Origin of the sequence: Clostridium vitabionis, from assembly GCF_015351765.1 — a bacterium.
In the GTDB taxonomy this organism is placed as follows: domain Bacteria; phylum Bacillota; class Clostridia; order Lachnospirales; family Lachnospiraceae; genus Clostridium_R; species Clostridium_R vitabionis.
This window is the reverse complement of record NZ_JADKQA010000006.1, coordinates 1-23,603: the sequence shown is the minus strand read 5'-3', so window position 1 is coordinate 23,603 and position 23,603 is coordinate 1. Positions and strand designations below refer to the sequence as shown.

Genomic DNA, 23,603 nt, shown 5'->3' with positions numbered 1-23,603 from the left:
GGGTGTTTTTTTTTCATCTTCTGTTTTATTTCAGCCGGATTTCCCGGATTGTGCCCCCGCCGCTGACCAGCAGCGTATGATAATTCTTCTTGACGATCTTCGAGGCCGGGAAATCAAACCGGCCGTCGAACCGCTCTTTTCCGTCTGTCCCGTAGATCCGGCAGGAATCGTCGTTCCGGAAGATCACGAAATCGTCGTCGATGCTGATGTCCTGCCAGGAATAATCCACCCCGGTATTCGCGGTCTCCTTCCCGTCCGTGTTGTAGATGTGGAGGCGGAACGGCGCCTCGCCGGAGCTGTCGTCGGTGACCACCGCGACAGCATTCTCAGAATACGCGACCGCCTTCATCTCCTCATCCAGCGAGACCATCTGCAGCATCTCGGGGCTGGTCACATTTTCCAGCGAGTAGAATGCCACCTTGCCGGCCGCGAACGCGACCGCCCGCCGGTCGGACAAAAACTTCACCCGCGGGGCGAGGCTCGTGCCGAACTCTTCAAAGCCGGCGACCAGCCGGTCCGGGTAGCTCATGCCGTAATCGGAAAAATTGTAGAAGCTGATCCGATTCCCCAGCGTGCCCTCGCTCACATAGACGTCGGAGAGCATCAGCTGCGTGCCGTCCGGCGACAGCGAGGAATCCAGGATATAGCCGCTCTGGGACATCACCAGCTTGATCTTGACATCCAGCGCCGTGCCGTCCTTATTGTAGAAGAGAATATAGGAGGCGGTGCTGTCCTCCTCCTGGGCCGCCACCACGCCGTAGGCCGACACGCTGACATTCACGATCGGCAGATCCGCCGTCGCCTGCCCCAGGCTCCCGGACAGGTTAAAGATATAGATCCCTGTCCCCTGCCGGTCGCCGATCGCGGCGTAATCGCCGTTCACGCTCACCACCGGGTTCTTCATCTCGTAGCTCGTGGACCAGACGATCTTCCCGTGCCCGTCGATGTAGGACGCGCCGTCGCGGGTGTACTTGAGGACATTGCTCCCGAACTTCTCGTAGCCGGCATAGCCACCCTCGGTTGACGGGATTTCCTTCTCCCAGGCCGTGGTATAGGAGGAGTAAAAATGGCTTCTCCGATAGTACCGGACGGCCAGGACGCCCAGCAAGAGGAGCAGAAACACCACGGCAAAAAGGCCAAGGCGCCTTTTCCACTTCCGGCGCTTCCTCTCCCGGAGCTCGTCCTTGCCGCCCTCCGGAACCCCCGGCGCCCCCGCGGGCGCCGGACTTGCCGCCCCGGCGTCCTCCCCGGGCGTTATCACATTTCTCCGGAGGCGCTGCTTCGTCTCCTCACGCCCGTAAATCATCGTATCGCTCATTGTACTCTCCAGGAAAATGATGCAGGGAGACGATCTCCCTGCCAATCACTGCTTTTCCAGCCGGGAGCGGTAGACCTCCCTCGCCTCGGAGATATTCGCCGCGGCGCCCTGGCTAAGGATATCCTGGAGCGCCCGGAGCTTCTCCGGGTCGAGAAAGTCCCTGCCGATATAGCTCTCATACTGGTCCGCAATCTGTATCTTATTCTCTTTCCGCTTCTGCTCGATGTCCTCCAGCTCGTTCCGGAAGCCGGCGCAGGCAGCGGTCAGTTCCTGGATGCGCTTCTTCCCCGGCGCGCTGATCTCGTCGGTCAGGATTGTGCTCGTGACGCTGTCAAATGTGCTCACCGCGTCGCGCTTCTTCGCGTTGATGTCCGCAAGCTCCTGCTCGAGCTTCGCGATCTCGTCGTCGTACATCCCGAGATCGTAGGCGTCGTCGTCCCCCTCGCGGCGGATCGACGTGATAATCACCCGGATCTTCTTCCTGTTGGAACGGATCAGGCCGCGGCAGCGGACCGCGTCCTTAAGCGCTTCCGCGTGCTTACTTCTCGTCGCGTTGCCGATGAGGACATAGAGCCCGCCGAAGACGAAGATATCCGCGAGATAGATCAGGATCAGCCAGAGCGTCCGCTGCTGCGGGAGCAGGAGATAGATCCCGATCGGCACCACCGCAAAGCATACCGCAAAAAAGGCCAGAAGTGTGAGAAATTCGGAAAAGCACCTCGGAAAATACAATGCGTAGTAGAGATTCGCGCGGCAGATGACCGGGGCATGATCCTCCTTGAGGATCGAGCGGAATTTTTCCCGAAGTTCCGTGTTCTCCTCGCGGAGCTCCGCGGTCTCCTCGTGGATCCGGTCCCGGACGCCCTGGTTCTTCGCCTTCTCACGGCGTCCCCTCGCGTCCCTAAGGCGCTTCTCCGCCTTGCCGATCTCGCCGTCATAGCTCGATTCCAGCTCCGAGCGCCGCTTTTTCAGCGTGCTGTCCACCGTCTTCCGGAGAAGCTCCCGCTCCGCCGCGATCTTCTTCTCTTTCTCCGCGACCGCCTCCGCAAGCTCCTTCTCCCGGGCAGCCAGCTCGTCCCGCCGGGCGATCGCCGTCTGGGCGTCCGCAAGAAGCTTCTCGTAATTCTCAGTCCCCTGTGCCATGATCCCCTCCTCCCGGCTGCCGGCGGCAGCCGTCAGGGCATATTGATGTCTTCGAGCATCTGGATCTCCAGATAATCAAAGGAAATCGGATCGATAAAGCTGTCCGCCGCGAACCTCGTCCTGTGCCGCGCCGCGAATTCCTTCCGGTTCTTCGCGAGCCAGATCGGGTGGGAGAGGTCAAACCGGACGCACATCCGGTCGATCGCATCCCGCACCAGCTCCTCATCGGACAGCGCATAATTGCCATTTTCCACCGTCATATCGTCCAGGATATGATGATCCTTCACGATCTTTCCCCACAGTCTGAACATCGTCAGCTCCCTGTCCCGTATTCGCCGGCCAGGGCGGTGATCAGGCGAACCGAGTGCTCGATCGCCTTCTTCTCAAAGGTGGCGTAGTCCATCCCGGCGCTGTCGTCCGCCTTGTCCGAGATCGCGCGGATGATCAGGTACGGGAGCCCGTTGAGGTAGGCCGCCTGGGCGATCGCCGCGCCCTCCATCTCGCAGCAGATGCCGCCGAACTCCCGGATCAGCATCTCCTTCGTCCTCCGGTCGGAGATAAACTGGTCACCGCTGACCACCCGGCCGCGGAATACCTGGATATCCGGGTTCACCCGCCGGCAGCACGCCTCCGCGAGATCCCGGAGCTCCGGGTCCGCGGCGAAGGAAAAGGTATTCACCCTCGGGATCTGCCCCCTCTTATACCCGAAACCGGTGGCGTCCATATCGTGCTGCACCGCGTCCGTCGCGAGGACGATATCCCCGATATCAATCTCCGCGCTGAGCGAGCCGGCGATGCCGGAATTCACCACCGCGTCCACCGCGAACTTGTCCGCGAGGATCTGCGTGCACATGCCCGCGTTCACCTTCCCGATGCCGGAACGCACAACCACGGCATCCCGGCCCGAAAGCTTTCCTTTATAAAAGTCCATCCCGGCCGTCCTGGTCACCAGGGCGCCGGTCATCTGCTGACGGATGCCCTCAACTTCCTCATCCATCGCACCGATAATTCCCAGCATAATATCTCCTCCGTGCGGCCGGAATCAAGGATTTCAAAACCGCATCCCCGCGGCCGGAATCAAGAATTTCAAGGCCGCATCCTCAGGGAAATTATAGAGGATTTTGCGGAACTTGACAATATCTGAAAACCGACACTATACTCAGCCTGGAAAGGCTTTTTCTCTGCTCATTTTCAGGCACTACTGCCGGACAAATCCATCTTTCAGGAGGTTTCACCCGTGAAAACGATCATTCTCACCGGCGGCGGCACGGCAGGCCACGTGACGCCGAACCTGGCCCTCATCCCCTCTCTCCGGGCGCATGGCTACGACATCCGCTACATCGGCTCCTATAACGGCATGGAAAAGCGGCTGGTCACCCAGGCCGGCATCCCCTACGACGGCATTTCCTCCGGGAAGCTGCGCCGCTACTTCTCCGTCAAGAACTTCACTGACCCCTTCCGCGTCCTCAAGGGCTGCGCGGAGGCCAGGCACCTGCTGAAAAAATATCAGCCGAACATCGTCTTCTCGAAGGGCGGCTTCGTCGCTGTCCCGGTGGTCCTGGAAGCCCACCGCCTGGGCATCCCGGTCATCATCCACGAATCGGACATGACGCCCGGCCTCGCGAATAAAATCTGCATCCCCTCGGCGACCAAGGTCTGCTGCAACTTCCCGGAGACCATGAAATACCTCCCGGAAGGGAAGGCGGTGCTGACCGGCTCCCCCATCCGGGAGGAACTCCTCACCGGCGACCGGAAAACCGGCCTCGCCTACGCCCACATGACGGAGGATAAGCCCGTCATCCTGGTGATCGGCGGGAGCCTCGGCTCCGTCACCGTGAACAGCGAGGTCCGGAAGGTGCTTCCGAAGCTTCTCGAAAAATATCAGATCATCCATATCTGCGGCAAGGGGAACCTCGACGAATCCCTGATCGGCACCCCCGGCTACGCGGAATACGAGTACGTGGATAAGCCCCTCCGGCACCTCTTCGCCGCGGCGGACCTCATCATCTCCCGCGCCGGCGCGAATTCGATCTGCGAGATCCTGGCTCTCCGGAAGCCGAACATCCTGATCCCGCTCTCCGCCGCCGCGAGCCGCGGGGATCAGATCCTCAACGCGAACTCCTTCGCCGCACAGGGCTACTCCAGGGTCATCGAGGAGGAGAACCTGACCGACGAGGCCTTCCTCGACGCCGTGAACGATACCTGGGAAAACCGGCAGAAGTACATTGACGCGATGGCGAAGAGCCACCAGGCCAACGCCGTGGATGCGATCACCGGGCTGGTCGAGGAGTACGCGCGGAAAGACTGAGGCACAGCTGGAAAAGGGAACGGAATCCCCGCATCTTCCGCGGAGATTCCGTTCCCTTTGCTCTGTCTTACCTTCTTCTGCCTTTTCCCGGCGTCCGCTCAAAGCGCTTCCCGGATCCGGCGTCCGCTCAAAGCGCCTCCCGGATCCGGCGTCCGCTCAAAGCGCCTCCCGGATCCGGCTCCCGGTCTCCGCAAGCTCCTCCTTAGACGGGCTTCCCGGCGTCCAGGTCACGATCTTCGGCGCCCCGGCATACCGCGGAATGATGTGCACATGGAAGTGGAACACCGTCTGCCCGGCCTCCGTGCCATTATTCTGCACCACGTTGTAGCCGGCCGCCCCGAGCGCCTTCATCTGCGCCGCGCCGATCTTCGCCGCAAGCGGAAGCACCTTCGCCGCAACCGCCGGATCCAACGCATTCAGATCCCGGAAGTGCTCCTTCGGGAGAATCAGGGCATGCCCCTTCGAGCCAGGCCCGAGATCCAGAATCACGCGGAAGTCCTCATCCTCATAGAGTGTCGTGGAGGGAATCTCCCCATTTGCGATCTTGCAGAAGATACAGTCCTTATCTTTCATTGTTGTCTCCTTTCCTCTGCCCCTCAGGGGCTCTTCCTCCATTTTACCCGGCGGGGCAAAATTGTAAACCAAACAAATTTGCTAAGTTCGAACTGCGCTTTCGCTTGTCCTCACTAAGCAAATTTGCATAGCTCGCACTAAACTTGTGCTTCGCCTGACGGGCTCGCACTCGTTAAGTGCTCTGCGTAAATTCAGGGATGCAGCCTAAGCCGCACCCCTGAAATTTTTCAATCATATCGGTTCAAAGTTCCCTCCGCATCGAGCGCCTGCGGCGTCTGCCCACAGGCCGGGAAGAAACAGCCCCCTTATTCCGCCTTTTCGCTCTTTTTCCTCCGGATGTACACAATAAGCAGCAGGAGCGCCGCCGCGGCGATCATGCCGTACGCAAGCACATGGCTGGAATCTCCTGTCCGGACGATCCGCCGGACAATGTTCCGCGAATAGGTATTGACGAAGGTCATCGATTCCTGCGGTGCCCCGTCCTTCGTGATCTGCACACTGGCCGCCAGCGCGCCATTATTCTCCGTCACGGTCACCGTCATGTGGTAAATGCTCTTGTCATAGCGGTACGCCCAGTTCCCGGTATTCACCTCGCTGGCCGTGTAGCTGTACGTCCCCGGAACCGTGTACGTGATTGTCCCGAACTCGAAGGAGCCGGCGCCCACGATGGAGCCGTACTTGATTCCATTGGAAGAACCTTCCGGCATCGGATACGACGGGTCATCCGCCTTGAGGGCAAACCGGAATTCCTGCGCCGTCTTCGGCGTGTCGCCGTTCACGATCTTCGTCACCGGCGGATCAACCGATACCGGTGATGCCGGCGGAACATCCAGCGCAGGCGGCGCGGTCATCGGCTTCGGCTTCGTGCTCCGGTCGCTCCGGCCGCCGCCTCCGCCACCGCCGCCGGAGTGGCCGCCGCTGCTCTTTTGATACGTATTGGTGATCACCACCGGGTTATTCGCCGTGTAATTCGACTTCTCCACGGCCAGCTTCCCATCCTTCCTGGCCACGGTAACCGCAACCGTATAGACAGTGCTGTCATACTTCATCTCATCGTTTGTCCCGGCGGTCTCCCGGATGTTGTAATGATAGGTTCCTTCTTTTTCTAATACTACCGGTTCAAAGGTCACAGTTCCTGCGCCGTTCCGATAAGCCTGTACGGGTCCCGAGACATTGCCCGGAAGCGGGCCGTCCGCCGACTCCGCGGTAAAGTAGAACCGTTCATCCGTCGAATAGTTCCCGCCGCTCGAATTCTTCACATCCTTGCGCACCGGGAGCGTGAACACCGCGGGGTTGTACGCATCGATGAATTCCACCGCCTCCGTCTTCTGCCCGTTGTCCTTCTCCCCGGTCATCGTGGCGGTGAGCCCGCCATTTTCCGTATTCCGCACATAGAAGCGGAGCGTGAACCGCTTCGTCTGCTGCGACCATGCCGCCGCGAGATCGCCAGGCCCGGCCTGGGTAAGCGCCGCCTCATATACGCCGGCATGCGGGAAGGAAAAGACGAGATGCGTCATTTCCCCGTTCTTCGTCATGCGGAAGGACGGCTGGGATATTCCCGCGTCCCCGGAATCCCTGGACAGCTCCACAGCGTAGTCCCACGCCTGCTCCGGGATCGCCTCCGCGCCTGTCTCCGTGATAAAGCTCTGTTTGACCGGAAGCGTCACCTCAAGCTTCCCATTCCCATAGCTCTCTTCGATCCCGGCCGTCGTCACTCCCGCCGCTGTATTTTCCGCAGCGAACGCCGTCCCGGGGATCAGCGACGCCGCCGTCAGAATGACCGCCATCGCGATCGCCTTCCCTATTGCTGCAATCCTTCTCATCATTATTATCCTCCCCGCCAGCCCTAAAAACGGAACGTCCTCGCTGCTGCGCATGATTTATGTTCATCTGCCCGGCGTACCCTATTGTCCGGGGAAATGCCGGACAGCCATGATCCAAGTTAAGTTTCTTCCACGAATGCCGTACGCCCTGCCGCACCCGGTTCAGCGGGAATCCCCGTCCTCCGGGAGATCAGATTTCTCCCGTTTTCCGGCCCGCCGCGCCTGCACTGTCCTGATGATCCCATATATAAGCAGGAAAAGCACCAGCGCCACAAACAGGAACACTCCGTACAGCCACCAGGACGGAAGCGTATCCATGAAGGGAAGATTGATCCCCTGGACAAGCCGCTTCACCACCGGCTTTTCTTCCTTCGGGAACGGATTCGCGTACGTCTCCTCCATGACCTTGGCAAATACCACATACCGCCCGTTCGTCGCATCCGTTGCGCAGGTGCTGAGCATCAGGATATGGTCTCCGGGATTCACTCCCGATTCCGAGACATTGGACGCCCCCGACACCCCATCCGCATTCCGGATATAGGAACTGATACCGCTGATGTAGTTCAGATACGCCGCCTCATCCTCCGGTGTGGAGAGCGAGTAATTGTAGAGCGTGGAATCATAGGCATCCGCGTCCATCACGCAGAAGATCAGAAGCCCGCGGTTTTTCCCGCCATAGTAGAGATTTCCGTATTTGTGCGTGTCAAAAAAGGCCTGATCCCGGAACTTGTCCAGATCCCCGAACATCTCGCTCTGCTCCATGTGGTGCCCGTAGATGATCGTATTGAAATCCGAAAAATCCCGCGCGTTCTGCGATTCGAGAAAGATCGACCCGCTCAGCGCAAACTTTTTGTCAACCGTCGTGTTGATGTAGTCGTCATTTGTCCTGCCCTGAACCAGCGGATAATCGATCCCGGTGCCGTAGATGGTCATCCACCCGAGCACATCCGGATTGATCTCCTGCAGCTCCGCGAATGTCGGCGAATCGTCCGCCTCAGCCTCCGGCTTGTAGCTCTCATAAACCGTCGCGTCGGCATTTCCATAAATCTGCTGGTTATCCCAGATCGTGTAGGTCGCGAACACAAACAGCCCGAGGAAAAAGCTGATGATGCAGAGATCCAGGAAGGAATCCGCCGTGCGGATCAGGAAATCCGCCGCGCGCAGCCCCACCGATCCTCTGTCCTGCTTTTTGTCTCTTCCCGATGCCAATGCCCTATTGCTCCTTCGTCTGAAAATCAGCCTGAATTCTCAACAGAATTGCCTGCAAAATCCATTCATTCCTAACCAGCCATCCGGACTGCCAGGAGCATAAGAGAATCTCCTATGCTCCCGGCCTTCTTCCGAATGGCATTACTTCCGGGGATTTCGTTCCGCAGGTCTTTCCCGCAGGTGCGTCACATTATCCGCATCTTATCCGCATCGGTGCCGGTCATTACCCCAGCCACCGCGGAACTCCCCGGCAAAAGCGCAGATCCGTAAAATTACTTCGAAATCTTTCTCTTCAGGGCAACATAGCCAAAGATCGCAGCAGCCGCAGCAGCCATCATCACGATGAAGGGCATATTGCTCAGGAAAACGCCGGTCTGGCTGACAGATTTCGCGGTATTGTTGACGATCGCTTCGTTCACACCATCCGTGTCAACGGCGTGAGATGTACTGCCAGTTTCTTCCTCAAATTGAGTAGGATCACTTCCGCCAACCTTTACCGCCGTATTCTTATACTTATAGTTGTTCGCACGGCTCATCGCTGTCTCGGATACTTTATAGGTCGTACCAGAAGGAACATCGGTAAAGGTTACGCGTCCGTTTCTCTTGAGCTCGACCGTCACGGATTTAGTGTTCGCATCTATGCTAACACTCTCAAGCTGATTAGGTCCGCCATCGGTTACTGTTCCCAAAAATGACTTCTGATCTTCTGTTGCCGTATCAGGGAATGTGAAATCAATCTTTAGGGTGAACGTATCATTCAAGTCAGTAATTTGAGCTTCGTCTATAACATCCTTACCAATGACAAGGGAGCTACCGCCGTTCTTATTGCCCTTATCGGTATAGGTATTCTCGAAATCAGCTACTTCGAGCTTCGGATTCGAAGCGGAAACCGCTTTATTTTCTGCTGTCAGGTAATAATACAGCGTTCCGGATGTGTTCTTGATGACATGGGCGTAAAATGTTTTCGAATCAACTGATGTCCACCCAAATTCTCCCGTGGAAGCAGCTGGAGCTGTCTCCGTGATTGCAAAGGTGTACTCACCAGCTATAGCATTCGCAAGATCAACCGAAAGGGAAAATGTATCTACATTACCTACATTATCTACATTATCATAAACGCTCTTTCCATCCGTCTTGTAGCTCTTATCATCAAGATTTTCAGGATCAAGAACCACCGAATCGATTGTCTTCGTAAAAGTGATACCTGTTGTCGGACTCGTTATTCCATCCACGTTCTCAACCTGTGTAAAGGTAAACGTGTACGTATCAGCCTCATTAGAGATAGTCGTATGATCCGCAATATGCACGGTCTTTTTGATCGGAATACCTGCTGTATTCTCTGGCGTGGTGCTTGGTGCCTCCGTAACCCCAGTCGGATCCTCTGTCGCCGCCATCGCCATGATCGGAGTAACTGCCATTGCCGCTGCCAGCACAAATCCGGTAACCAAAGTCTTGATATTTCGCTTCTTCATCTGTTCCCCTCCTCGAAGGATAAGTGTAGTGAATTTCTTTATTTTCCCTGCGCTGCCCCGCCAGGAGACAGGCAGATAAAACTCAAAAATGTTCCTTCAGAACGCTGGCGATCTCTCCGAAGCCAACCAGCCTCCGGATCATCGTCACCACGCGCCCGTCCGTTTTCCTGATCTTCACCGGTCCGTAGATCCGGCTGTCCGACGCGCTCGTCCGGTCATCGCCGAGGACGAATACCTCCCCCTTGCCGACGCGCACCGGGAACTGTACTCCGCTTCCCCTGACGGGAAATGTCTCTGTGTGTACTTCTTTTTCTTCCTGCCGGAAGCCGTTGATCCGAAGCCCCTGATCGGCAGTGATATCGACGACATCGCCTTCTACGGCGAGCACCCGCCGGACCTCGGTCTCCCGCTTTTCTTCCCCGGTGGCCGGGTCGGTGTACGATACCCGCACAACGATCACGTCGTCCTTCTCATAGTCCTTGGCGAACTTATAGCAGAAGGCGATATCCCCTTCCCGGAATGACGGCGACATGGCGCCATCCGGGACAGTCACCACGCCGAACATCACCTTAAAGAAGATGAGTAGGAATACCGCGAACGCGAGCAGCTTCTGCGCGACCACTGCCAGGAACGCGAGCAAATGCCGCTGCCATGGCGTGCGGTAAGTATTTTCCCCTGCTGTCCCCGGAGGCGCGGGCGCTTTCCGGCCTCCCATCACATTCCTCTCCGGCGGATCAGGGTAATGACTTTTCCGTGTGTCCCGTCCACGGCAACCGCTCCGTAGAGCCGGGAATCCTCAGCATTCGGACGGCTGTCCGCAAGGACGAAGACCTGTCCCTCATCTACGGTCAGCGGAAAGGTAATTCCGCTGACATAGGGCTCCGTATCCGTGTAAATGTCCGATTCCTGCTGGATGTACCCGTTGATCACCAGGCCGTCTGCGGTGATGTCCACGGTGTCGCCCGCGACCGCGATCACCCGCCGTACCTGCTTTTCCCCATTATCGTCAAGGACGATCACATCGCCTTTCCGGTAATTCTTGTCCAGCCGGTAGTAGATCGCGAGGTCGCCCTCCTTCACCGCAGGCACCATCTGCTCATCCCGCACCTGCACGATCCCGAAAAGGAAGGTGAAAACCAGGGCAAAGAAAAGGAAAATCAGGGCGATTTTGACCAGCAGGAGAACGAGATCCGCCAGAACTGATCTCCGCGTCAGCTTCCTGCCGGCCGATGGAATATCCCCAAAATTCTCAGCTATATTTCCTCCCTCCTTCTCTCTCCCTTCTGCGTCACGGGAAGCTTATGACCGTTCCCGTTTTATGTCCCGGGAAGCCTGTTTCGCTTTCGCTTTACGCCCGAGAAACTCCGGCCGCTCCCGGTTTTCGTCCCGGGAAGCTCAGGGTCGCTCCCGGGGGCAGCCGGCTTTCCGTTGACTTTGATGCGGCCCGCTTCCCACCATGCCTCGCGGAACTTCGCCGCTCTCCCTCCCGCGGGATTGGGCACTGTCCCGGTCAGCCTCATGAAAGAACTTTTTCATAAACCCTCCACGATTTTTCACGCGCCCCTTCGGCGATCCGCAAAAGGGGCATCCGCTGTCCAATAAGCTTCCGCCGATCAGTATCTGCTCCGCGAAAAGTAGAACAGGCCTGCCAGCGCGAACAGCACGACCGGGATAAATGCGAGGTTTACATGCTCACGGACACCGGTGAGCGGGGCATCGAGCTTATTCGTGAATTTAAGTTTTGTGTTGCCCGCCGGGGTATCGCTGTAACCGGTCTCTGTTGCCTTTCCAGCGGCAGTGTTCCCCGTTGGGGTTACCGTCAGTTGATAATCCCCCTTCTCCTCGTTCACGGTGTAATTCACGCCCTTCGGCACCCGAATCTTAATGCTCTCGTTGTGCTTAAGCGTAAACGTATACTCGCCAGCAGTTTCTGCCTTCTTCAGCGTCTTCTCTTCTGGCAGAGATGCTGCTTTTTCGCCTCCATCGATCGCCAGTTTGAAGGTAAAGTTCTTGTTTTTATCAGCCACATTGCCGGTGACTACCTTGGAAATCGTAAGTTCAACGACTGCTCTCTTATTCTTGAATACAACGCTGTCCTTGGTATCCGCAGCCACTGTTGCCGTGATGGTCGGATTTCCATGGCTATCTCTGGTAACGACTGCCTCGGTGTCGTTGCGCTCAGCGGAATCATACGTGAAATTGCTATTTGTTGCCTTCTCGGTGATCGTGTACGTCGTGTTCAGCGGGACAAAGGGAAGATCAAATTTTTCGCCAGGCTTCAGGGTCACCGTGAAGGTAACCGTCGTGTTCTTTTCCGCGTTAACTGTGCGTCTATAGTCCGAGATCTTGTCCGCGACGATCTTGTCCGGGTTATTCAGTTGCCCTCTCGCGCTCGCCTCAGGGTTCTCCGCACCAATCTGTGACTGGTCATAGAAGGCATATTGATAATCATCGTTACTGCGTTCCTTCGGAGAAACCAGGGTCACATTAAAGGTGAAAGCTTCGCCCGCAATCGCCGTATTAACCGTCTGGGAAGTTCCTTCGCCAACCGTGGTGATGTCGGTTCCCGCTGTGTCGAGCACCCGCTTCTCCAGCGACAGGGAACCCTTTAATTCGTTCTCGGCGACGAACTGCGTAATCTTCGTGCTCACATCAGAGGAATCTGTCTTGCTCTCCCAATCGTAAATCTCTGTGCTGGAATTAATCAGCATCGGATGGTAGGTCTTCGTGACCAGCTCGTAACGGGAATCCGTGTCCTTCTCAACAATGTCGTAGGTGTGACCGGGTTCCTTCACAGCATCCCCCACTTTCAGCCCCGGGGCGATATACACCGTCGTCGTCCAGCCGTTATCCTTACTCAGCTCGCAGTCGGAAACTACCGTCTGCGGTTTATCCGTTCCTTTATCCTGCACCAGGTCAAACTTGATGCTCCCCGGACGAGAATCCGGATCGACGTGGTCCTTCCACTGCTTCTCCACCTTGAACTTCGTCGCCGCAAGGCTGATCCCGGATGGATTCTTAATTTCAGCGGTTCCCTCATCTCCCACGATCTTGTCCACTGTTCCGCTGCTGCTCGTCGTTTCGGTGACCGGCCGGTACTTCACATTTGTCCCATCCGTATTCGTCTTGAGAGAATATGTCGTCTGGCCGTTCTCATCCGTGTTTTTGCTGATCTGCGCCTTCTGATCATCTTTCAAGTTGTCATACAAGATCGTACCGTTCATCAGCCCTGCCGCAAGGTCATACGCTTCCTGCTTCGGCCAGACGGTAAAGGTTACTTTGTAAGTGTATCCGCCGTCCAGAACGAAAGGTGTGCTGCTGTTAACATCCATGCTCCAGGTGACCGTTCCGTTTGTATATGTTGCACCGCGGAAGGTCTTTGTCGCCCCTGCGCTGTTCTTATAACTAAAGGTTTCGTTTTTGTTGTCTTTCACGGCCACGGTTTTTCCACCCGCGTCCGTCACGGTATAAGTGAATCCAGCCGCTTTGCCATTCACCAGGGTGGACGAAGTCATTGCCGTCAGGCCGTCCGTGAAAGTCACCGCCTGATAACCGAGGTTGTGGGTGATCTGGTCGATAATGTTCTTAAACGCTTCAACCAGAGCCGTCTGATCCGACGCCGTCTGGTAATGCCCGGACGGATAGGATCCATTATCAGTTCCCGAATACGCGTAAGCGGTCAAGCTCTGCATCCGGGATACATCGCCGAAGACCCCAATGGTGTAGAAATTAAAACCGTTTTTAACCAGCGTGTAGGCATCGTCTCTGGCAAACCGATAACTCCAATTCACATTATTCGTATTTTCCTCGCCGGTGCCTCCGCCCACATAGAAGGTTGGATTACCATCCGAGACGAAGATAACGTACTTTTCCGCGCCATCCCTTGTTTTAATGGTATTGGCTTTCCTCAGCGCCGCCTCCCAGTTAGTGCCGACATTTGTCTGTTCTCGCAGGCTGTCCACAGTATCGTTAAAGGTCTTCGCTTTGTTCGTCCAGTTCTGCGTTATATTCGCATCATTTCCAAACGTAATCAGCGCCATCCGGACAGCATCCGGATTCTGCTCAGTATTATTAGCCATCAGGCTGTCCGTTAATTTTTCAATCGCCTCCTTGGCAGCCTTCAGACGGGTTTTTCCGCCTGTGCGATTCTCGGTCATACTCCCCGACCGATCCAGGATCACGACCACATCCGCCTTGGACGATTCCGAAGAACTCTTAGACTTTCCTGTGATGTTCAGGGAGAGGTCATAAGTTCCATTCCCCTTGTCCACCAGTTCCTTCGCCGCTACCGGCGCGTCCAGACTCGGCTGATCGCCCGGATCCGGATTTGGTGAAGGCTGATCAGCACCTGATCTCAACTGGTTCACAAAGGATAGTGAAGCTGCCTCATAATAACTGTCACTGGCTGTCACGGATCTGCTATTTTCGTCAACAGTAAGATAATAATAATAATATTGCTGCCATGTTCTGTACAGCGCTCCTCCGTACAGCTCAAGCCCCGACGCACTCCACCCCCGGCCACTTCCTGCCTTTGGAGCGTTCAGGGAGATGCATCTATGGTCAGCATATGCAAATGGATCGATATATACCTTATCGCCACCTGTTCCATTACTCAGAGTGACATCCTCTGCCGTCCATGTCCACAGATAATCTTTCAGGGCGTCCACTTGTGTAATGGTGCTGCCAAAATCCACCGTGTTATCATTGACAGAAACCTGCAGAAGGCTGCCATCATTCTTCATCGCGTAAGACTTATTATTATAGGAAAGCAGGACGACATACTCCCCTTTTTCCGCCGGCCATCCCTTCTCTGTCTTCTTCGTCACGACAACACCGGTGACCGAGAAGCTGTCCTGGATGAAGCTGACCTCCGAGACGGTTCCGCCGTCCGCTTCCGCGTCGACGTCCAGCAGTTCCGGTGTCTCGGCGTCTGCCGTCCCCGTGCCGTCCGCGGAACTCCCGTCCGCCCCGGCTTCCCCGGTTCCCGTCAGGAACTCGGTGACCGTGCCCGCTGCCTCGGAAAGCAGCCCGGAGATCGTCTCCGCGATCGTCTCCGGCTCGGCCTCCTCCTCGCCGGCTGACGCATTTCCCTTGGCGAAATGAACCGCCTTCACCTCGGCGCCGTCGGGAACGGCGAGGCCGTCCTTCATGGTGATCGTTATGCCAACTCTGCTCTTCGGCTCAATCTCTTTCCCGTTCCGGACAAAGCTGATATCGAAGAACCGCGCGGCGGAAATGCCCGCGTCCGCCATCTGCTCTTCCGAGCGGCTGAGGTAGGACGTGTAATCCTCGGTTCCGGAGAGGATCTCCTTCGCCACGAGCTGCGTCCCGGCAGGGATCTCCGCCTCCGGCCCGAAGGTCGCCGTGATCGTGTAACTGCCGCCGCTGGTCTCGAGGGTCGTCGTGAGGACGCCGACCTCCGCGTAGAGGGAGAAACTGTCCGTCCGGAAGGAGATCGTCGAGAATTTCTTCTTCCCACTTACCCCGGAAGCGGTGTCCGCCCTGCCGCTGTCAAGACTGGCGGAGGTGGCTGCCGGCCTCCGGAGTGCGCTCATCAGCCGTCTCACGGGGGAGAGCACCGCGCGCTCATTGGTCTCAGCATTCAGCTTGTCGATCGTGCCGTCGTCCCCGAGATGGAGAATCTGCATCTCGGCACCGGCGGATACCGTCTGGTCGTCCTTGTGGACAATCTTCACGGTAACCTTATCCGCGGGCTCGATCTCTTCGCCGTCTTTTCTTATCGAAATGTCATAAAGCTGGAAATACTCGATGCCGCCGAGAAGCTCCCCGGTGATCCGCTCCCTGGTATCGCTGTACCGCTCATCACCGCTCACGATGGGCTCAACCAGAAGCTCCGCGCCGTCCGGAATGCCCGTCCGCTCCGTGTAATCCAAGGAAATCCGGAGGTCGTCATTTTCAAACTGGAGCGTGTGGAGGTCGAGGGTCTCCGTGGAGACCACGCCGAAGGTATCGCTGCCGTGCACCACAGCCGTCACCGCGTGCAGGCTGCCATCACTTCTCTCCACGGCCGCTTCGAGAACGGTGGCTTTCTTATCCCGGAAAGAGAATCCGCGGACCGTGTCTGTGTCCGCGACCGCCGCGGAATTGTCCGGATATTCTACCGTGACCGTGTAGTCAAAATCCTCCGGCTTCACCGTGACTTCCTCACCATTTTCATCGGTGTAGGACAGGTAGACCGCGTAGAACTCCGCGAAGTTGATCGCGCTGTTCTCCTCGAGTTTTTTCGCCGTGCTGTCCGCGAGGGCGTAATAGTCCTTATAGGACGGGGAATCATGCCCGCAGGTCTCCACCGTGAGCTCCGTGTCCGCCGGAAGCCCGGCATCCTCGCCGTAGCTGATCGTGAAGATCGCATCGCCGTCCTCATAGGAGAGCGTATTCGCGACCCCGATCGGCCCTGCCTGGGTTTCCGCAACGGTAAGATCATCAACAAGCGGAATGTCGGCATCGGTCGCCTTCTCCCCGGATTCCTCTGCGGCCTGAGCAGATTCCTCCTCTGCCTGGGCAGATTCCTCCCCGGCAGGCGTCCCCGCGGTTTCTTCCTTCGTAAGGTCCGCGTCGGAAGCCTTCTTCTCCGCTGCGACGCCATCTGCCGTTTCACCGTCCGCGGCGCTCAGGGCTGCCTCATCTCCCGCCGCCTCGATGCTTCCCTCAAGGGAAGCACTCTCCGCTGCGGCATTTTCCGCATCTGCCGATTCCTCTCCGGCTGTCTCTTCCCTCATCAGCTGCGCAGACGATGCGGGCATGCTGGTATCCGCCAGAAGAGACATGCCCTGGCACAAAATCAGGGCACCGGATAAAGCGAGCGACGCAAACCGTTTCGTTCTCTTTCCATTAAAAAATTTCTTCATAGCTATCCCCTCTGTCTTTATCTCCCCCCGCCTGCCGATCGCCTGCCGGCGGAGCGCATTTCCCTGAGAAAAACTTCCCATTTGGCAATATGGCTCAAAATTTCTACCATAGCGATTGCTTACATTTATTAAATCATAAGGCGTGGGTTCCTTCTATCACGAAAAATGTCTCCAATTATTGCATAATTCGTACTTGACTTTTCTATCGTTTTGTGTATTTTGTAGAAAACGGTAAATTATTCCCGCGATTTCCGACGGCCACGCACAGCTGGGGATCCGCTGCGGCATAATAGCAGAATTTATTGTGTTTTCTCTGCTATATTTAGATATCTTGTCGTGTTTTAGAAGAGATTTTGTAATTTTAATTTTAACATTTTTAAAATCTGTGCAACTATTTTGTTTATTTTTTCGTAATTTTAATTATTGACTGACAATTCTGCTGCTGTTCCGCACATGCGAGGGGGTTCGCAGAACGGGCGCCTGCGGATGTCTTCACCGGCTCTCCCCCGCATGGGGGACAAGCGTCTCAGGTGCGCGGAACCCCACATCCCGCGAAACAAAGCTTCACGGGATGTGGGGTTCCGGACAGAAATACGATTTCCCCCTCTGCCGCCGCGGTGCCCTTGACAAATCCCCGCTCCTGTGAAAAAGTTGAGGCAGAGAGAGGAGGCGGGAGGCATGGAAAACCTGCGGATTGCCGTCTGCGAGGACTGCGCGGACGACCAGAAAAAGCTCGGGGAGATCCTCCGGGAGCTGCAGAGGGAGAATCTCGCGCTCTCGTTCTTCTCACGCGGTGAGGACCTGCTCCGAAGCTTTACCCCGCGTGGCTATGACCTGATTTTTTTGGATATCTATATGGCCGGAATGACCGGCGTGGCAACCTGCGAAAAGATCCGCGAGCGGGATCCGGATGTCCCTGTCGCTTTCATCACGACCAGCCGGGATCATGCCCTGGACGGCTACCGCCTCTCCGCGATCGGCTACATCGAGAAGCCCTGCAAGCCGGACGACATCGCAAAGATCCTGAAGATCGTCGAGAAGATCCGGGCAAACCGCCCCGCCCTGGTGATTCAGAAGAGGAATGAGATCCTCCGGATCCCGATCGACGATATCGAGTATCTGGAGCAGAAGCTCCACCAGGTGATGATCGTCTGCCGCGACGGGCGGACGGTCATCCTCTACGGGAAGATCGCCGACCTCCTGCCGAAGCTGGACGCCAGGATGTTCTGCCAGCCCCTGAAAAGCTTCTGCGTGAACCTGGAGTACGTCTGCTCCATCAACCGCGACCTCCGCAGCTTTATCATGCAGAACGGCACGGCGATCCCGATCCGGCGCGAGGATTTCGCCCGGATCAAGCGCACCTACGAACAGTACATTTTCCGCAAGGTAAGGGAACTGTGATCTATGCAGAACAAAAAGCTTCTTCTCCTGAATATCCCGCTGGCGATCTTCGCGTTTATCCTCCTGGTGAGCCTTGTTGTAACCGCCATCCCGCAGAAAAATTACTCCTCCTACCCCAGGGATGCCGCGGCGGAAATCCAAGAGGCGGACATCACCGTAAACGGCAGAACATTTACCGCCAAGCTTCCCTGCCGCGTTCCCACCCCGGAGGCGAGAACGCCGGTTCGCGTGTCCTTCCGGCTTGAGGACAGCTCTGCGGATTTCCTCTATGTCAAGACGGTCTACTGCCCGCTGACGATCTCCATCGACCGGAATACCCTCGCCTCCATCGGCATGCTCGTCCATTACCCTTCCTTTATGAAGGATCCCGCGACGGAGGTCCGCTTTGTCCCCCTGCCGGCTGCCTCGGCGGGAAAGACCATCTCTCTCACCTACTATTCGCCGCACGGGCGCAATTCGGTCACCGTCAGCGCGCCCCTGGTGGGGAAAGTCGGCGCAATCACCGCGGCGCTCTCCCGGAGACTCCTGCCGCCTTTCCTCCTCGCGCTGTTCATGCTTTTCATCGGCCTCCTGCTCATCCTGGTCAGCACGATGTCTTCGCTGCGCCGGCGGGAAATCCGGACGTTCTTCCACCTGGGCATGTTCTCCTTCATCACCGGCGTCTGGAGTATCTGCGAGAACAACATGACCCAGTGGTTCATCGATTATCCGTGCATCCTGTATATCCTGAGCTTCATGGCCCTGGAATGCCTGATTATCCCATTTATCCGGCTGTTCCGGAACTTCGCGCAGAAAAAGTATCAGACAACCCTGACCGTGCTGGGCATTGCCACGGAGACCGCCCCTCTGGTTTCCCTCCTCCTGCAGCTCCTCGGCAAGGTTCCGCTCTACGTCAGCATCCAGTACTTTCACATCACGCTGCCGGCGTTCTTCTCTGTCCTGGTGTTCCTGTCCCTGCTGGAATTTCGGAAATACCATACCTCCCGAATGCTGAAACTCCTGTCCCAGGTTGTGATCCTCCTCGCCGCCGCGCTCGTCGAGGTGGCCAACTATTACTTTCATTTTTTTTCGCAGAACAGCCTGTTTTTTGAAATCGGCATCACGCTCTTTATCCTTTACAGCGCCTTCCTCTATGTCCGCTATGTCTACCACCTGATGCTGTCCCAGCGGAAAATGGAAACGGAAATCCGCTTGCTGACGATCGAATCCCGCGAGCAGGAGAAGCGTACCATGATGATGATGGAGAACAGCCGGGTGACGCGGCAGCAGCGCCACGATATCCGGCACCAGCTGCTCGTCATCCGGTCGATGGCGTCGGAAAATCGTGACACCCGGCTCATGGACTATATCGACACCCTGATCGAGAGCATTCCCTCCGCAGTGCAGTCTTTCTGTGAGAACCCCCCGGTCAACGCGATCGTCTCCTACTACGCCGGCGCCTGCGCGCAGGACGGGATTACCTTCAACGCGATTCTTGACCTTCCTGCCGACCTCCCGGGGATCTCCGCGATGGAGCTCTGCTCGGTTTTCGGCAACCTCCTGGAAAATGCCCACGAGGCTTGCATGCGGATGGGCTTAGACGGCTCGCGCTATATCCATCTCCGCAGCCGGATCCACCTGGGCACGCTGACGATCGCCATGGACAACAGCTTTGACGGAAATGTTGTCCGCTCCGGCGACATCTTCCGCTCAAGCAAGGATACGTCCCTCGGTGGCAGACTCCCCTCGCCCCACGGGATTGGCATCTCCTCCATCCAGGCCACCGCCCGGATGCACGGCGGCGACGCCCTGTTCGAGGCTGAGGATAAGGTATTCCACTCTTCGGTGTATATGGCGCTCGGCGGGGAGAAGGAAAAATGAGCTGAGGGAACAGGCGTGAATCATGTTGATCGCCGCCGTCCGGGGAATGCGCTGAGGGAACAGGCGTGGATCATGTTGATCGCCGCCGTCCGGGATTTCAACTGCCGGGCATCTCCGTCACCGTTCGGAGCAGCCCCCGGCATCCTGCCAGGATCTCCGAAGCGCAGAGGTCAAATCTGCGGGTGTACCAGGGATCCTCAATCACTGCCTTCGGCTGATCCGTGTACTCCATGAGAAAATGTATTTTCCTCCCCGGGTCATCGCCAAGGATCCGGCGCATGTAATACGCATTTTCCTCATCCATGCCGATGATCAGGTCAAACCGGTCGTAGTCCGCCTGCCGCAGCTGCCTCGCGCGGTGCGTCCCGATCGGCACGGCAATGCGCCGCAGCGCCTGCTCCATCGGCGGATAGATGGGATTGCCGATCTCCTCGGTGGACGTCGCCGCGGAATCGGCGAAAAACCTCTGTTGCAGTCCCTCTTTCCGCACAAGCTCCTGGAAAATGTACTGCGCCGATACACTTCGGCAGATATTGCCGTGGCAAACAAAAAGAATTCTTATCATAGAAAATATCCTTTCTCAGATGCCGCACACCAAAGGCGTCCGTTAGGAAAGTGCCGTATTCTGCGCTCCTTTGCGGGGTTTCTTCTCTTTCAAATATACACCATGCGCCGGAAATTCCGGTAGTAATGCCTCAGGCGGCAGTGTGCGGCAGGCTTCAGAACCGATACCGGAAGCACCTTCAATTCTGCTGTCTTCATCAAACATCTCCTTATGATTCTGCCTGTACTTATCAAACGACCATCTGCAGCGATTTGAGCAGAACTTGCGTGGTCATCCGAAGCCGCTTTAAACATACCGTTTCCGATGTCATTCCGCAGGACAGCCGGCGCATAAAATACCGCAGGAAGTGCCAAAACACGGCATTTCTGCGGTAAATTTCATATTTTTCTTATGTACAGTTGCCCTACAGACCCCTTCCTTTGAATTTTGCGGTTTTGCACGCGAGAGGGGGCGGCGGTCTCCTGTAGAAACGTCTTTCAGGATCATGACCTCCCCCGCCTCGTTATTCGCCTCGTTTTTCTTTTAAGCTTTTAAACAATCTATTGAATTTATCCTAGAATTTATCTATAATCAAAACATCAAGGAGGTACTCATTATGATTATTGACACTGATAAAACTGTTTCGATGACGGAAGCTAATCAGAACTTCTCCAAGGTTGCCCGTATGGCAATGGAATATGGTGACGTTACTATTCTGAAAAACAACAAAGTTTTTCTGACTGTCCACTATGCTCCACAAGATGATTCTGTAAAAGCAGCATCTGATGCAGATGTGCTTGCTTCCTCAGCAAAGCTATTAAAACGAAACAAACACGTTTATGAGGAACTTGCGAAATGAATATACTGACAAAACAGCAGATTCTTCTGTTGCACTCACAACTGATCAGACAATCGGGAGGATCTGATGGCGTTCGTGATAAAAAAATGCTGGATTCCGCAATCAGCCAACCTTTCCAGACCTTTGACAATATGGAGCTTTATCCTGGTATTGTTGACAAAGCCGTCCGCCTTGGGTACGGACTGATTACAAATCACCCATTTGTTGATGGCAACAAGCGTATCGGAACACATGCCATGCTGGTGACGTTGGATATCAATGGTATTGAGCTCCAATATCAGGACGAAGATCTGATCCAGCTAATCCTGAAAATTGCATCAGGAAAAGCAGACGATCGCGTCCTTCGAACTTGGGTTCTTGCACACCTCGTATAATGAGTGCATTGACTTAACTTTCCCTTCCGTACCGATACGTCGGATTGCGATCCTCTCTTCCTGTCTTCTGATCGTGGCACCGCTTGCACAACGCCTGCCAGTTGCTCCTGTCCCAGAATAGCTTCGGATCACCACGGTGCGGAACGATATGATCCACAACCGTCGCTTTCGCATATCTCCCGCGCTTTAAGCACTCCTCGCAGAGAGATTGTGAAGCAAGGAACGCTTTTGATGCCTTCTGCCACCTGCGTCCCATATCCACGTGCTGAAGCCGACCGCGCTTCCTCAGGATGCATCTTCTTATGTTTCTCACAATACTTCTGTCCCGTGGGCACAAGCTCCGGTCGCGGTTTTGTACGCGAGAGGGGGCGGCGGTCTCCGGGCCGTTGCCCACAAGGATTCATACCCGCCCCCGGGCCGCTGAATTCCATTTCACTCTTTGAAGATCCCTGTCTTACATCATATTTTTCTCCTTTGTCTAAAAACGTTTGCATTTGTTTAACATTTGCAATACAATCTGTTCAGGAGGTGATCTTATGCCTAAGACCGCAAATATAAATGTTCGCATTGATCCCGATCTCAAGGCCCGTGTCGAGAAGCTTTATGGAAGTTTCGGACTTTCCGTAACTGATGCCATCAATATCTTTCTGCATGTTTCCCTGATGGAGGGCGGCCTTCCATTTGAAGTCCGTCAACCCAGATACAATGCGGAAACAGAAGCTGCCATTGAGGAGACCCGCAAGATTATGGACGGTTCAATACCAGCCAAACGCTATACTTCCGTCGATGACATGTTTAACGATGCTCTTGCGGAGGATCCTGTGCATGCTTGATCTTGTAATGACCACCCAATTCAGAAAAGATCTGAAGCATATCAATAAGCGGGGCAAAGATCTGTCCCTGCTTAAAGATGTCCTTCAGACTCTCCGGGAAGAACAAGCACTGGAAGAAAAGTACCGTGACCACGCCCTGACCGGTAACTATATCGGATTCAGGGAATGCCACATACAGCCGGACTGGCTCCTTGTATATGCAATTAATAAAGAAGAACTGATTCTTACTGCTTCCAGGACAGGAAGCCATTCGGATCTGTTCTAATGTTCTGCTACTCCAGTTCCGTAAGAAATCCCAGAAAACTCCCCAATGTGAGATAAATCAGACCCTTGCCGAAAGAGGCGACTGGAAATCACGGCACGAAAAGAGGTGAATGCTATGGCAACATGGAACGATTATAAAAACCACGTACGTGAATCAAATCCTGAAATTGGCAGGGATTTTGATGAAGTCGAAGAAAGAGCTAAGATTATCAGCACCATGATTGACCAGCGACATAATCTAAACCTTTCTCAGCGTGACCTTGCAGAGATGTGTGGTCTTCCACACTCATCCGTTGCCAGGATTGAATCAGGAAAATCTTCGCCAAACCTGACAACGCTGCTTAAAATATTTGATACGCTCGGTCTTACACTCACTGTCCAGACTGATCCGCACAGAAGAATGTCATCAATTGCAAAATAACAAATTTCAGTACCTGTACCCCGGATGGGAATCCTCCCGTCCGGTTTTTTTATCGTGGCACCGCTTGCACAACGCCTGCCAGTTGTTTCTGTCCCAGAACAGTTTCGGATCACCACGGTGCGGAACGATATGATCCACAACCGTCGCTTTCGCATATCTCCCGCGCTTTAAGCACTCCTCGCAGAGAGGTTGTGAAGCAAGGAACGCTTTTGATGCCTTCTGCCACCTGCGTCCATATCCGCGTGCAGCCGGTAAAGACTGATCATCCAGCCGGACTATTCATCCCCGATATCCAGCTCATGATCGATCCGCTTCTCGATCTTCTCTCTGAA

The 23,603-nt window shown here is 55.7% G+C and carries 23 protein-coding genes; 8 read left to right on the top strand and 15 right to left on the bottom strand.

Annotated features, from left to right (window positions below; genetic code table 11):
- Positions 1 to 25: 25 nt before the first annotated feature.
- Genes ISF27_RS11260 through ISF27_RS11245 form a run of 4 tightly spaced genes read right to left on the bottom strand, consistent with a single transcriptional unit; the run spans position 26 to position 3,479 of the window.
- Positions 26 to 1,318, bottom strand: a complete 1,293-nt coding sequence (locus tag ISF27_RS11260) for a DUF5711 family protein (RefSeq protein ID WP_194611590.1) — start codon at positions 1,316 to 1,318, stop codon at positions 26 to 28.
- Between the two features lie 45 nt (positions 1,319 to 1,363).
- Positions 1,364 to 2,461, bottom strand: coding sequence for a hypothetical protein (locus ISF27_RS11255; protein WP_194611589.1), 1,098 nt, complete (start codon positions 2,459 to 2,461; stop codon positions 1,364 to 1,366).
- 32 nt (positions 2,462 to 2,493) lie between these two features.
- Positions 2,494 to 2,772: a hypothetical protein gene (locus tag ISF27_RS11250; protein ID WP_194611588.1), complete on the bottom strand. Its 279-nt coding sequence runs from the start codon at positions 2,770 to 2,772 to the stop codon at positions 2,494 to 2,496.
- Positions 2,773 to 2,774: 2 nt separating this feature from the next.
- Positions 2,775 to 3,479 (bottom strand): 5'-methylthioadenosine/adenosylhomocysteine nucleosidase, encoded by a 705-nt coding sequence (locus ISF27_RS11245; RefSeq protein ID WP_194611587.1) that lies wholly within the window; start codon positions 3,477 to 3,479, stop codon positions 2,775 to 2,777.
- Between the two features lie 219 nt (positions 3,480 to 3,698).
- Here ISF27_RS11245 and ISF27_RS11240 point away from each other — a divergent pair, with 219 nt between their 5' ends.
- Positions 3,699 to 4,769, top strand: a complete 1,071-nt coding sequence (locus ISF27_RS11240; protein WP_194611586.1) for an undecaprenyldiphospho-muramoylpentapeptide beta-N-acetylglucosaminyltransferase — start codon at positions 3,699 to 3,701, stop codon at positions 4,767 to 4,769.
- 156 nt (positions 4,770 to 4,925) lie between these two features.
- Here the strand turns inward: ISF27_RS11240 and ISF27_RS11235 are convergent, their stop codons facing one another.
- The 7 genes from ISF27_RS11235 to ISF27_RS11205 form a co-directional block, all read right to left on the bottom strand.
- Positions 4,926 to 5,342 carry an HIT family protein gene (locus tag ISF27_RS11235; protein ID WP_194611585.1) on the bottom strand — a complete coding sequence of 139 codons (417 nt, stop codon included), beginning with the start codon at positions 5,340 to 5,342 and terminating at the stop codon, positions 4,926 to 4,928.
- 305 nt (positions 5,343 to 5,647) lie between these two features.
- Positions 5,648 to 7,165, bottom strand: a complete 1,518-nt coding sequence (locus ISF27_RS11230; RefSeq protein ID WP_194611584.1) for a Spy0128 family protein — start codon at positions 7,163 to 7,165, stop codon at positions 5,648 to 5,650.
- Positions 7,166 to 7,327: 162 nt separating this feature from the next.
- Positions 7,328 to 8,374: a class B sortase gene (srtB, locus tag ISF27_RS11225; RefSeq protein WP_194611583.1), complete on the bottom strand. Its 1,047-nt coding sequence runs from the start codon at positions 8,372 to 8,374 to the stop codon at positions 7,328 to 7,330.
- A 272-nt stretch (positions 8,375 to 8,646) separates the two neighbouring features.
- Positions 8,647 to 9,846, bottom strand: coding sequence for a DUF7601 domain-containing protein (locus ISF27_RS11220; RefSeq protein WP_194611582.1), 1,200 nt, complete (start codon positions 9,844 to 9,846; stop codon positions 8,647 to 8,649).
- 82 nt (positions 9,847 to 9,928) lie between these two features.
- Positions 9,929 to 10,561: a signal peptidase I gene (lepB, locus tag ISF27_RS11215; RefSeq protein WP_194611581.1), complete on the bottom strand. Its 633-nt coding sequence runs from the start codon at positions 10,559 to 10,561 to the stop codon at positions 9,929 to 9,931.
- Positions 10,561 to 11,007, bottom strand: coding sequence for a signal peptidase I (gene lepB / locus ISF27_RS11210; RefSeq protein ID WP_268904267.1), 447 nt, complete (start codon positions 11,005 to 11,007; stop codon positions 10,561 to 10,563). The genes lepB (ISF27_RS11215) and lepB (ISF27_RS11210) overlap by 1 nt, the downstream gene beginning before the upstream one ends.
- A 452-nt stretch (positions 11,008 to 11,459) precedes the next feature.
- Positions 11,460 to 16,715: a DUF7601 domain-containing protein gene (locus tag ISF27_RS11205; protein ID WP_194611580.1), complete on the bottom strand. Its 5,256-nt coding sequence runs from the start codon at positions 16,713 to 16,715 to the stop codon at positions 11,460 to 11,462.
- A gap of 678 nt (positions 16,716 to 17,393) precedes the next feature.
- Here ISF27_RS11205 and ISF27_RS11200 point away from each other — a divergent pair.
- Both ISF27_RS11200 and ISF27_RS11195 read left to right on the top strand, forming a co-directional pair.
- On the top strand, positions 17,394 to 18,116 hold the full coding sequence (locus ISF27_RS11200) for a LytR/AlgR family response regulator transcription factor (protein WP_194611579.1): 723 nt from the start codon (positions 17,394 to 17,396) through the stop codon (positions 18,114 to 18,116).
- A 3-nt stretch (positions 18,117 to 18,119) separates the two neighbouring features.
- Entirely contained in the window at positions 18,120 to 19,976 is a 1,857-nt protein-coding gene (locus tag ISF27_RS11195; protein WP_194611578.1) for a sensor histidine kinase, read from the top strand.
- A 97-nt stretch (positions 19,977 to 20,073) separates the two neighbouring features.
- Here ISF27_RS11195 and ISF27_RS11190 read toward each other — a convergent pair whose 3' ends face one another.
- Complete coding sequence (locus ISF27_RS11190) at positions 20,074 to 20,541, bottom strand: low molecular weight protein-tyrosine-phosphatase (RefSeq protein ID WP_194611577.1); 468 nt, start codon at positions 20,539 to 20,541, stop codon at positions 20,074 to 20,076.
- 42 nt (positions 20,542 to 20,583) lie between these two features.
- Complete coding sequence (locus tag ISF27_RS11185; protein ID WP_194611576.1) at positions 20,584 to 20,745, bottom strand: hypothetical protein; 162 nt, start codon at positions 20,743 to 20,745, stop codon at positions 20,584 to 20,586.
- Positions 20,746 to 21,136: 391 nt separating this feature from the next.
- On the opposite strand from ISF27_RS11185, the gene ISF27_RS11180 reads away from it, so the two are divergent.
- Positions 21,137 to 21,379, top strand: coding sequence for a type II toxin-antitoxin system Phd/YefM family antitoxin (locus tag ISF27_RS11180; RefSeq protein WP_194611575.1), 243 nt, complete (start codon positions 21,137 to 21,139; stop codon positions 21,377 to 21,379).
- Positions 21,376 to 21,753: a type II toxin-antitoxin system death-on-curing family toxin gene (locus ISF27_RS11175; RefSeq protein WP_194611574.1), complete on the top strand. Its 378-nt coding sequence runs from the start codon at positions 21,376 to 21,378 to the stop codon at positions 21,751 to 21,753. The genes ISF27_RS11180 and ISF27_RS11175 overlap by 4 nt, the downstream gene beginning before the upstream one ends.
- Before the next feature lie 13 nt (positions 21,754 to 21,766).
- Here ISF27_RS11175 and ISF27_RS13555 read toward each other — a convergent pair whose 3' ends face one another.
- The gene (locus ISF27_RS13555; RefSeq protein ID WP_328701608.1) at positions 21,767 to 22,009 is read right to left on the bottom strand and encodes an HNH endonuclease signature motif containing protein; all 243 of its coding nucleotides are present in this window, start codon (positions 22,007 to 22,009) and stop codon (positions 21,767 to 21,769) included.
- Positions 22,010 to 22,289: 280 nt separating this feature from the next.
- Here ISF27_RS13555 and ISF27_RS11165 point away from each other — a divergent pair, with 280 nt between their 5' ends.
- From ISF27_RS11165 to ISF27_RS11155, 3 genes are all read left to right on the top strand, one after another.
- Entirely contained in the window at positions 22,290 to 22,586 is a 297-nt protein-coding gene (locus ISF27_RS11165; RefSeq protein ID WP_194611573.1) for a type II toxin-antitoxin system RelB/DinJ family antitoxin, read from the top strand.
- Positions 22,579 to 22,851, top strand: coding sequence for a type II toxin-antitoxin system YafQ family toxin (locus tag ISF27_RS11160; protein WP_194611572.1), 273 nt, complete (start codon positions 22,579 to 22,581; stop codon positions 22,849 to 22,851). Before ISF27_RS11165 ends, ISF27_RS11160 begins: the two co-directional genes overlap by 8 nt.
- Positions 22,852 to 22,965: 114 nt before the next feature.
- Positions 22,966 to 23,271 carry a helix-turn-helix domain-containing protein gene (locus ISF27_RS11155; RefSeq protein WP_194611571.1) on the top strand — a complete coding sequence of 102 codons (306 nt, stop codon included), beginning with the start codon at positions 22,966 to 22,968 and terminating at the stop codon, positions 23,269 to 23,271.
- Positions 23,272 to 23,277: 6 nt separating this feature from the next.
- On the opposite strand, the gene ISF27_RS11150 is transcribed toward ISF27_RS11155, so the two are convergent.
- Complete coding sequence (locus ISF27_RS11150; protein WP_207727442.1) at positions 23,278 to 23,541, bottom strand: HNH endonuclease; 264 nt, start codon at positions 23,539 to 23,541, stop codon at positions 23,278 to 23,280.
- Positions 23,542 to 23,603 lie beyond the last annotated feature (62 nt).

Excerpts from the sequence above, each read along its gene's own strand:
- ISF27_RS11245 (WP_194611587.1), bottom strand. The coding sequence starts at position 3,479 with ATGCTGGGAATTATCGGTGCGATGGATGAGGAAGTTGAGGGCATCCGT.
- ISF27_RS11180 (WP_194611575.1), top strand. The coding sequence starts at position 21,137 with ATGATTATTGACACTGATAAAACTGTTTCGATGACGGAAGCTAATCAG.
- ISF27_RS11235 (WP_194611585.1), bottom strand. The coding sequence starts at position 5,342 with ATGAAAGATAAGGACTGTATCTTCTGCAAGATCGCAAATGGGGAGATT.
- ISF27_RS11190 (WP_194611577.1), bottom strand. The coding sequence starts at position 20,541 with ATGATAAGAATTCTTTTTGTTTGCCACGGCAATATCTGCCGAAGTGTA.
- ISF27_RS11255 (WP_194611589.1), bottom strand. The coding sequence starts at position 2,461 with ATGGCACAGGGGACTGAGAATTACGAGAAGCTTCTTGCGGACGCCCAG.
- ISF27_RS11195 (WP_194611578.1), top strand. The coding sequence starts at position 18,120 with ATGCAGAACAAAAAGCTTCTTCTCCTGAATATCCCGCTGGCGATCTTC.
- ISF27_RS11160 (WP_194611572.1), top strand. The coding sequence starts at position 22,579 with ATGCTTGATCTTGTAATGACCACCCAATTCAGAAAAGATCTGAAGCAT.
- ISF27_RS11200 (WP_194611579.1), top strand. The coding sequence starts at position 17,394 with ATGGAAAACCTGCGGATTGCCGTCTGCGAGGACTGCGCGGACGACCAG.
- ISF27_RS11165 (WP_194611573.1), top strand. The coding sequence starts at position 22,290 with ATGCCTAAGACCGCAAATATAAATGTTCGCATTGATCCCGATCTCAAG.
- ISF27_RS13555 (WP_328701608.1), bottom strand. The coding sequence starts at position 22,009 with ATGGGACGCAGGTGGCAGAAGGCATCAAAAGCGTTCCTTGCTTCACAA.
- ISF27_RS11250 (WP_194611588.1), bottom strand. The coding sequence starts at position 2,772 with ATGTTCAGACTGTGGGGAAAGATCGTGAAGGATCATCATATCCTGGAC.
- lepB (WP_194611581.1), bottom strand. The coding sequence starts at position 10,561 with ATGGGAGGCCGGAAAGCGCCCGCGCCTCCGGGGACAGCAGGGGAAAAT.
- ISF27_RS11185 (WP_194611576.1), bottom strand. The coding sequence starts at position 20,745 with ATGTTTGATGAAGACAGCAGAATTGAAGGTGCTTCCGGTATCGGTTCT.
- ISF27_RS11220 (WP_194611582.1), bottom strand. The coding sequence starts at position 9,846 with ATGAAGAAGCGAAATATCAAGACTTTGGTTACCGGATTTGTGCTGGCA.
- ISF27_RS11205 (WP_194611580.1), bottom strand. The coding sequence starts at position 16,715 with ATGAAGAAATTTTTTAATGGAAAGAGAACGAAACGGTTTGCGTCGCTC.
- ISF27_RS11230 (WP_194611584.1), bottom strand. The coding sequence starts at position 7,165 with ATGAGAAGGATTGCAGCAATAGGGAAGGCGATCGCGATGGCGGTCATT.
- ISF27_RS11260 (WP_194611590.1), bottom strand. The coding sequence starts at position 1,318 with ATGAGCGATACGATGATTTACGGGCGTGAGGAGACGAAGCAGCGCCTC.
- ISF27_RS11175 (WP_194611574.1), top strand. The coding sequence starts at position 21,376 with ATGAATATACTGACAAAACAGCAGATTCTTCTGTTGCACTCACAACTG.
- ISF27_RS11155 (WP_194611571.1), top strand. The coding sequence starts at position 22,966 with ATGGCAACATGGAACGATTATAAAAACCACGTACGTGAATCAAATCCT.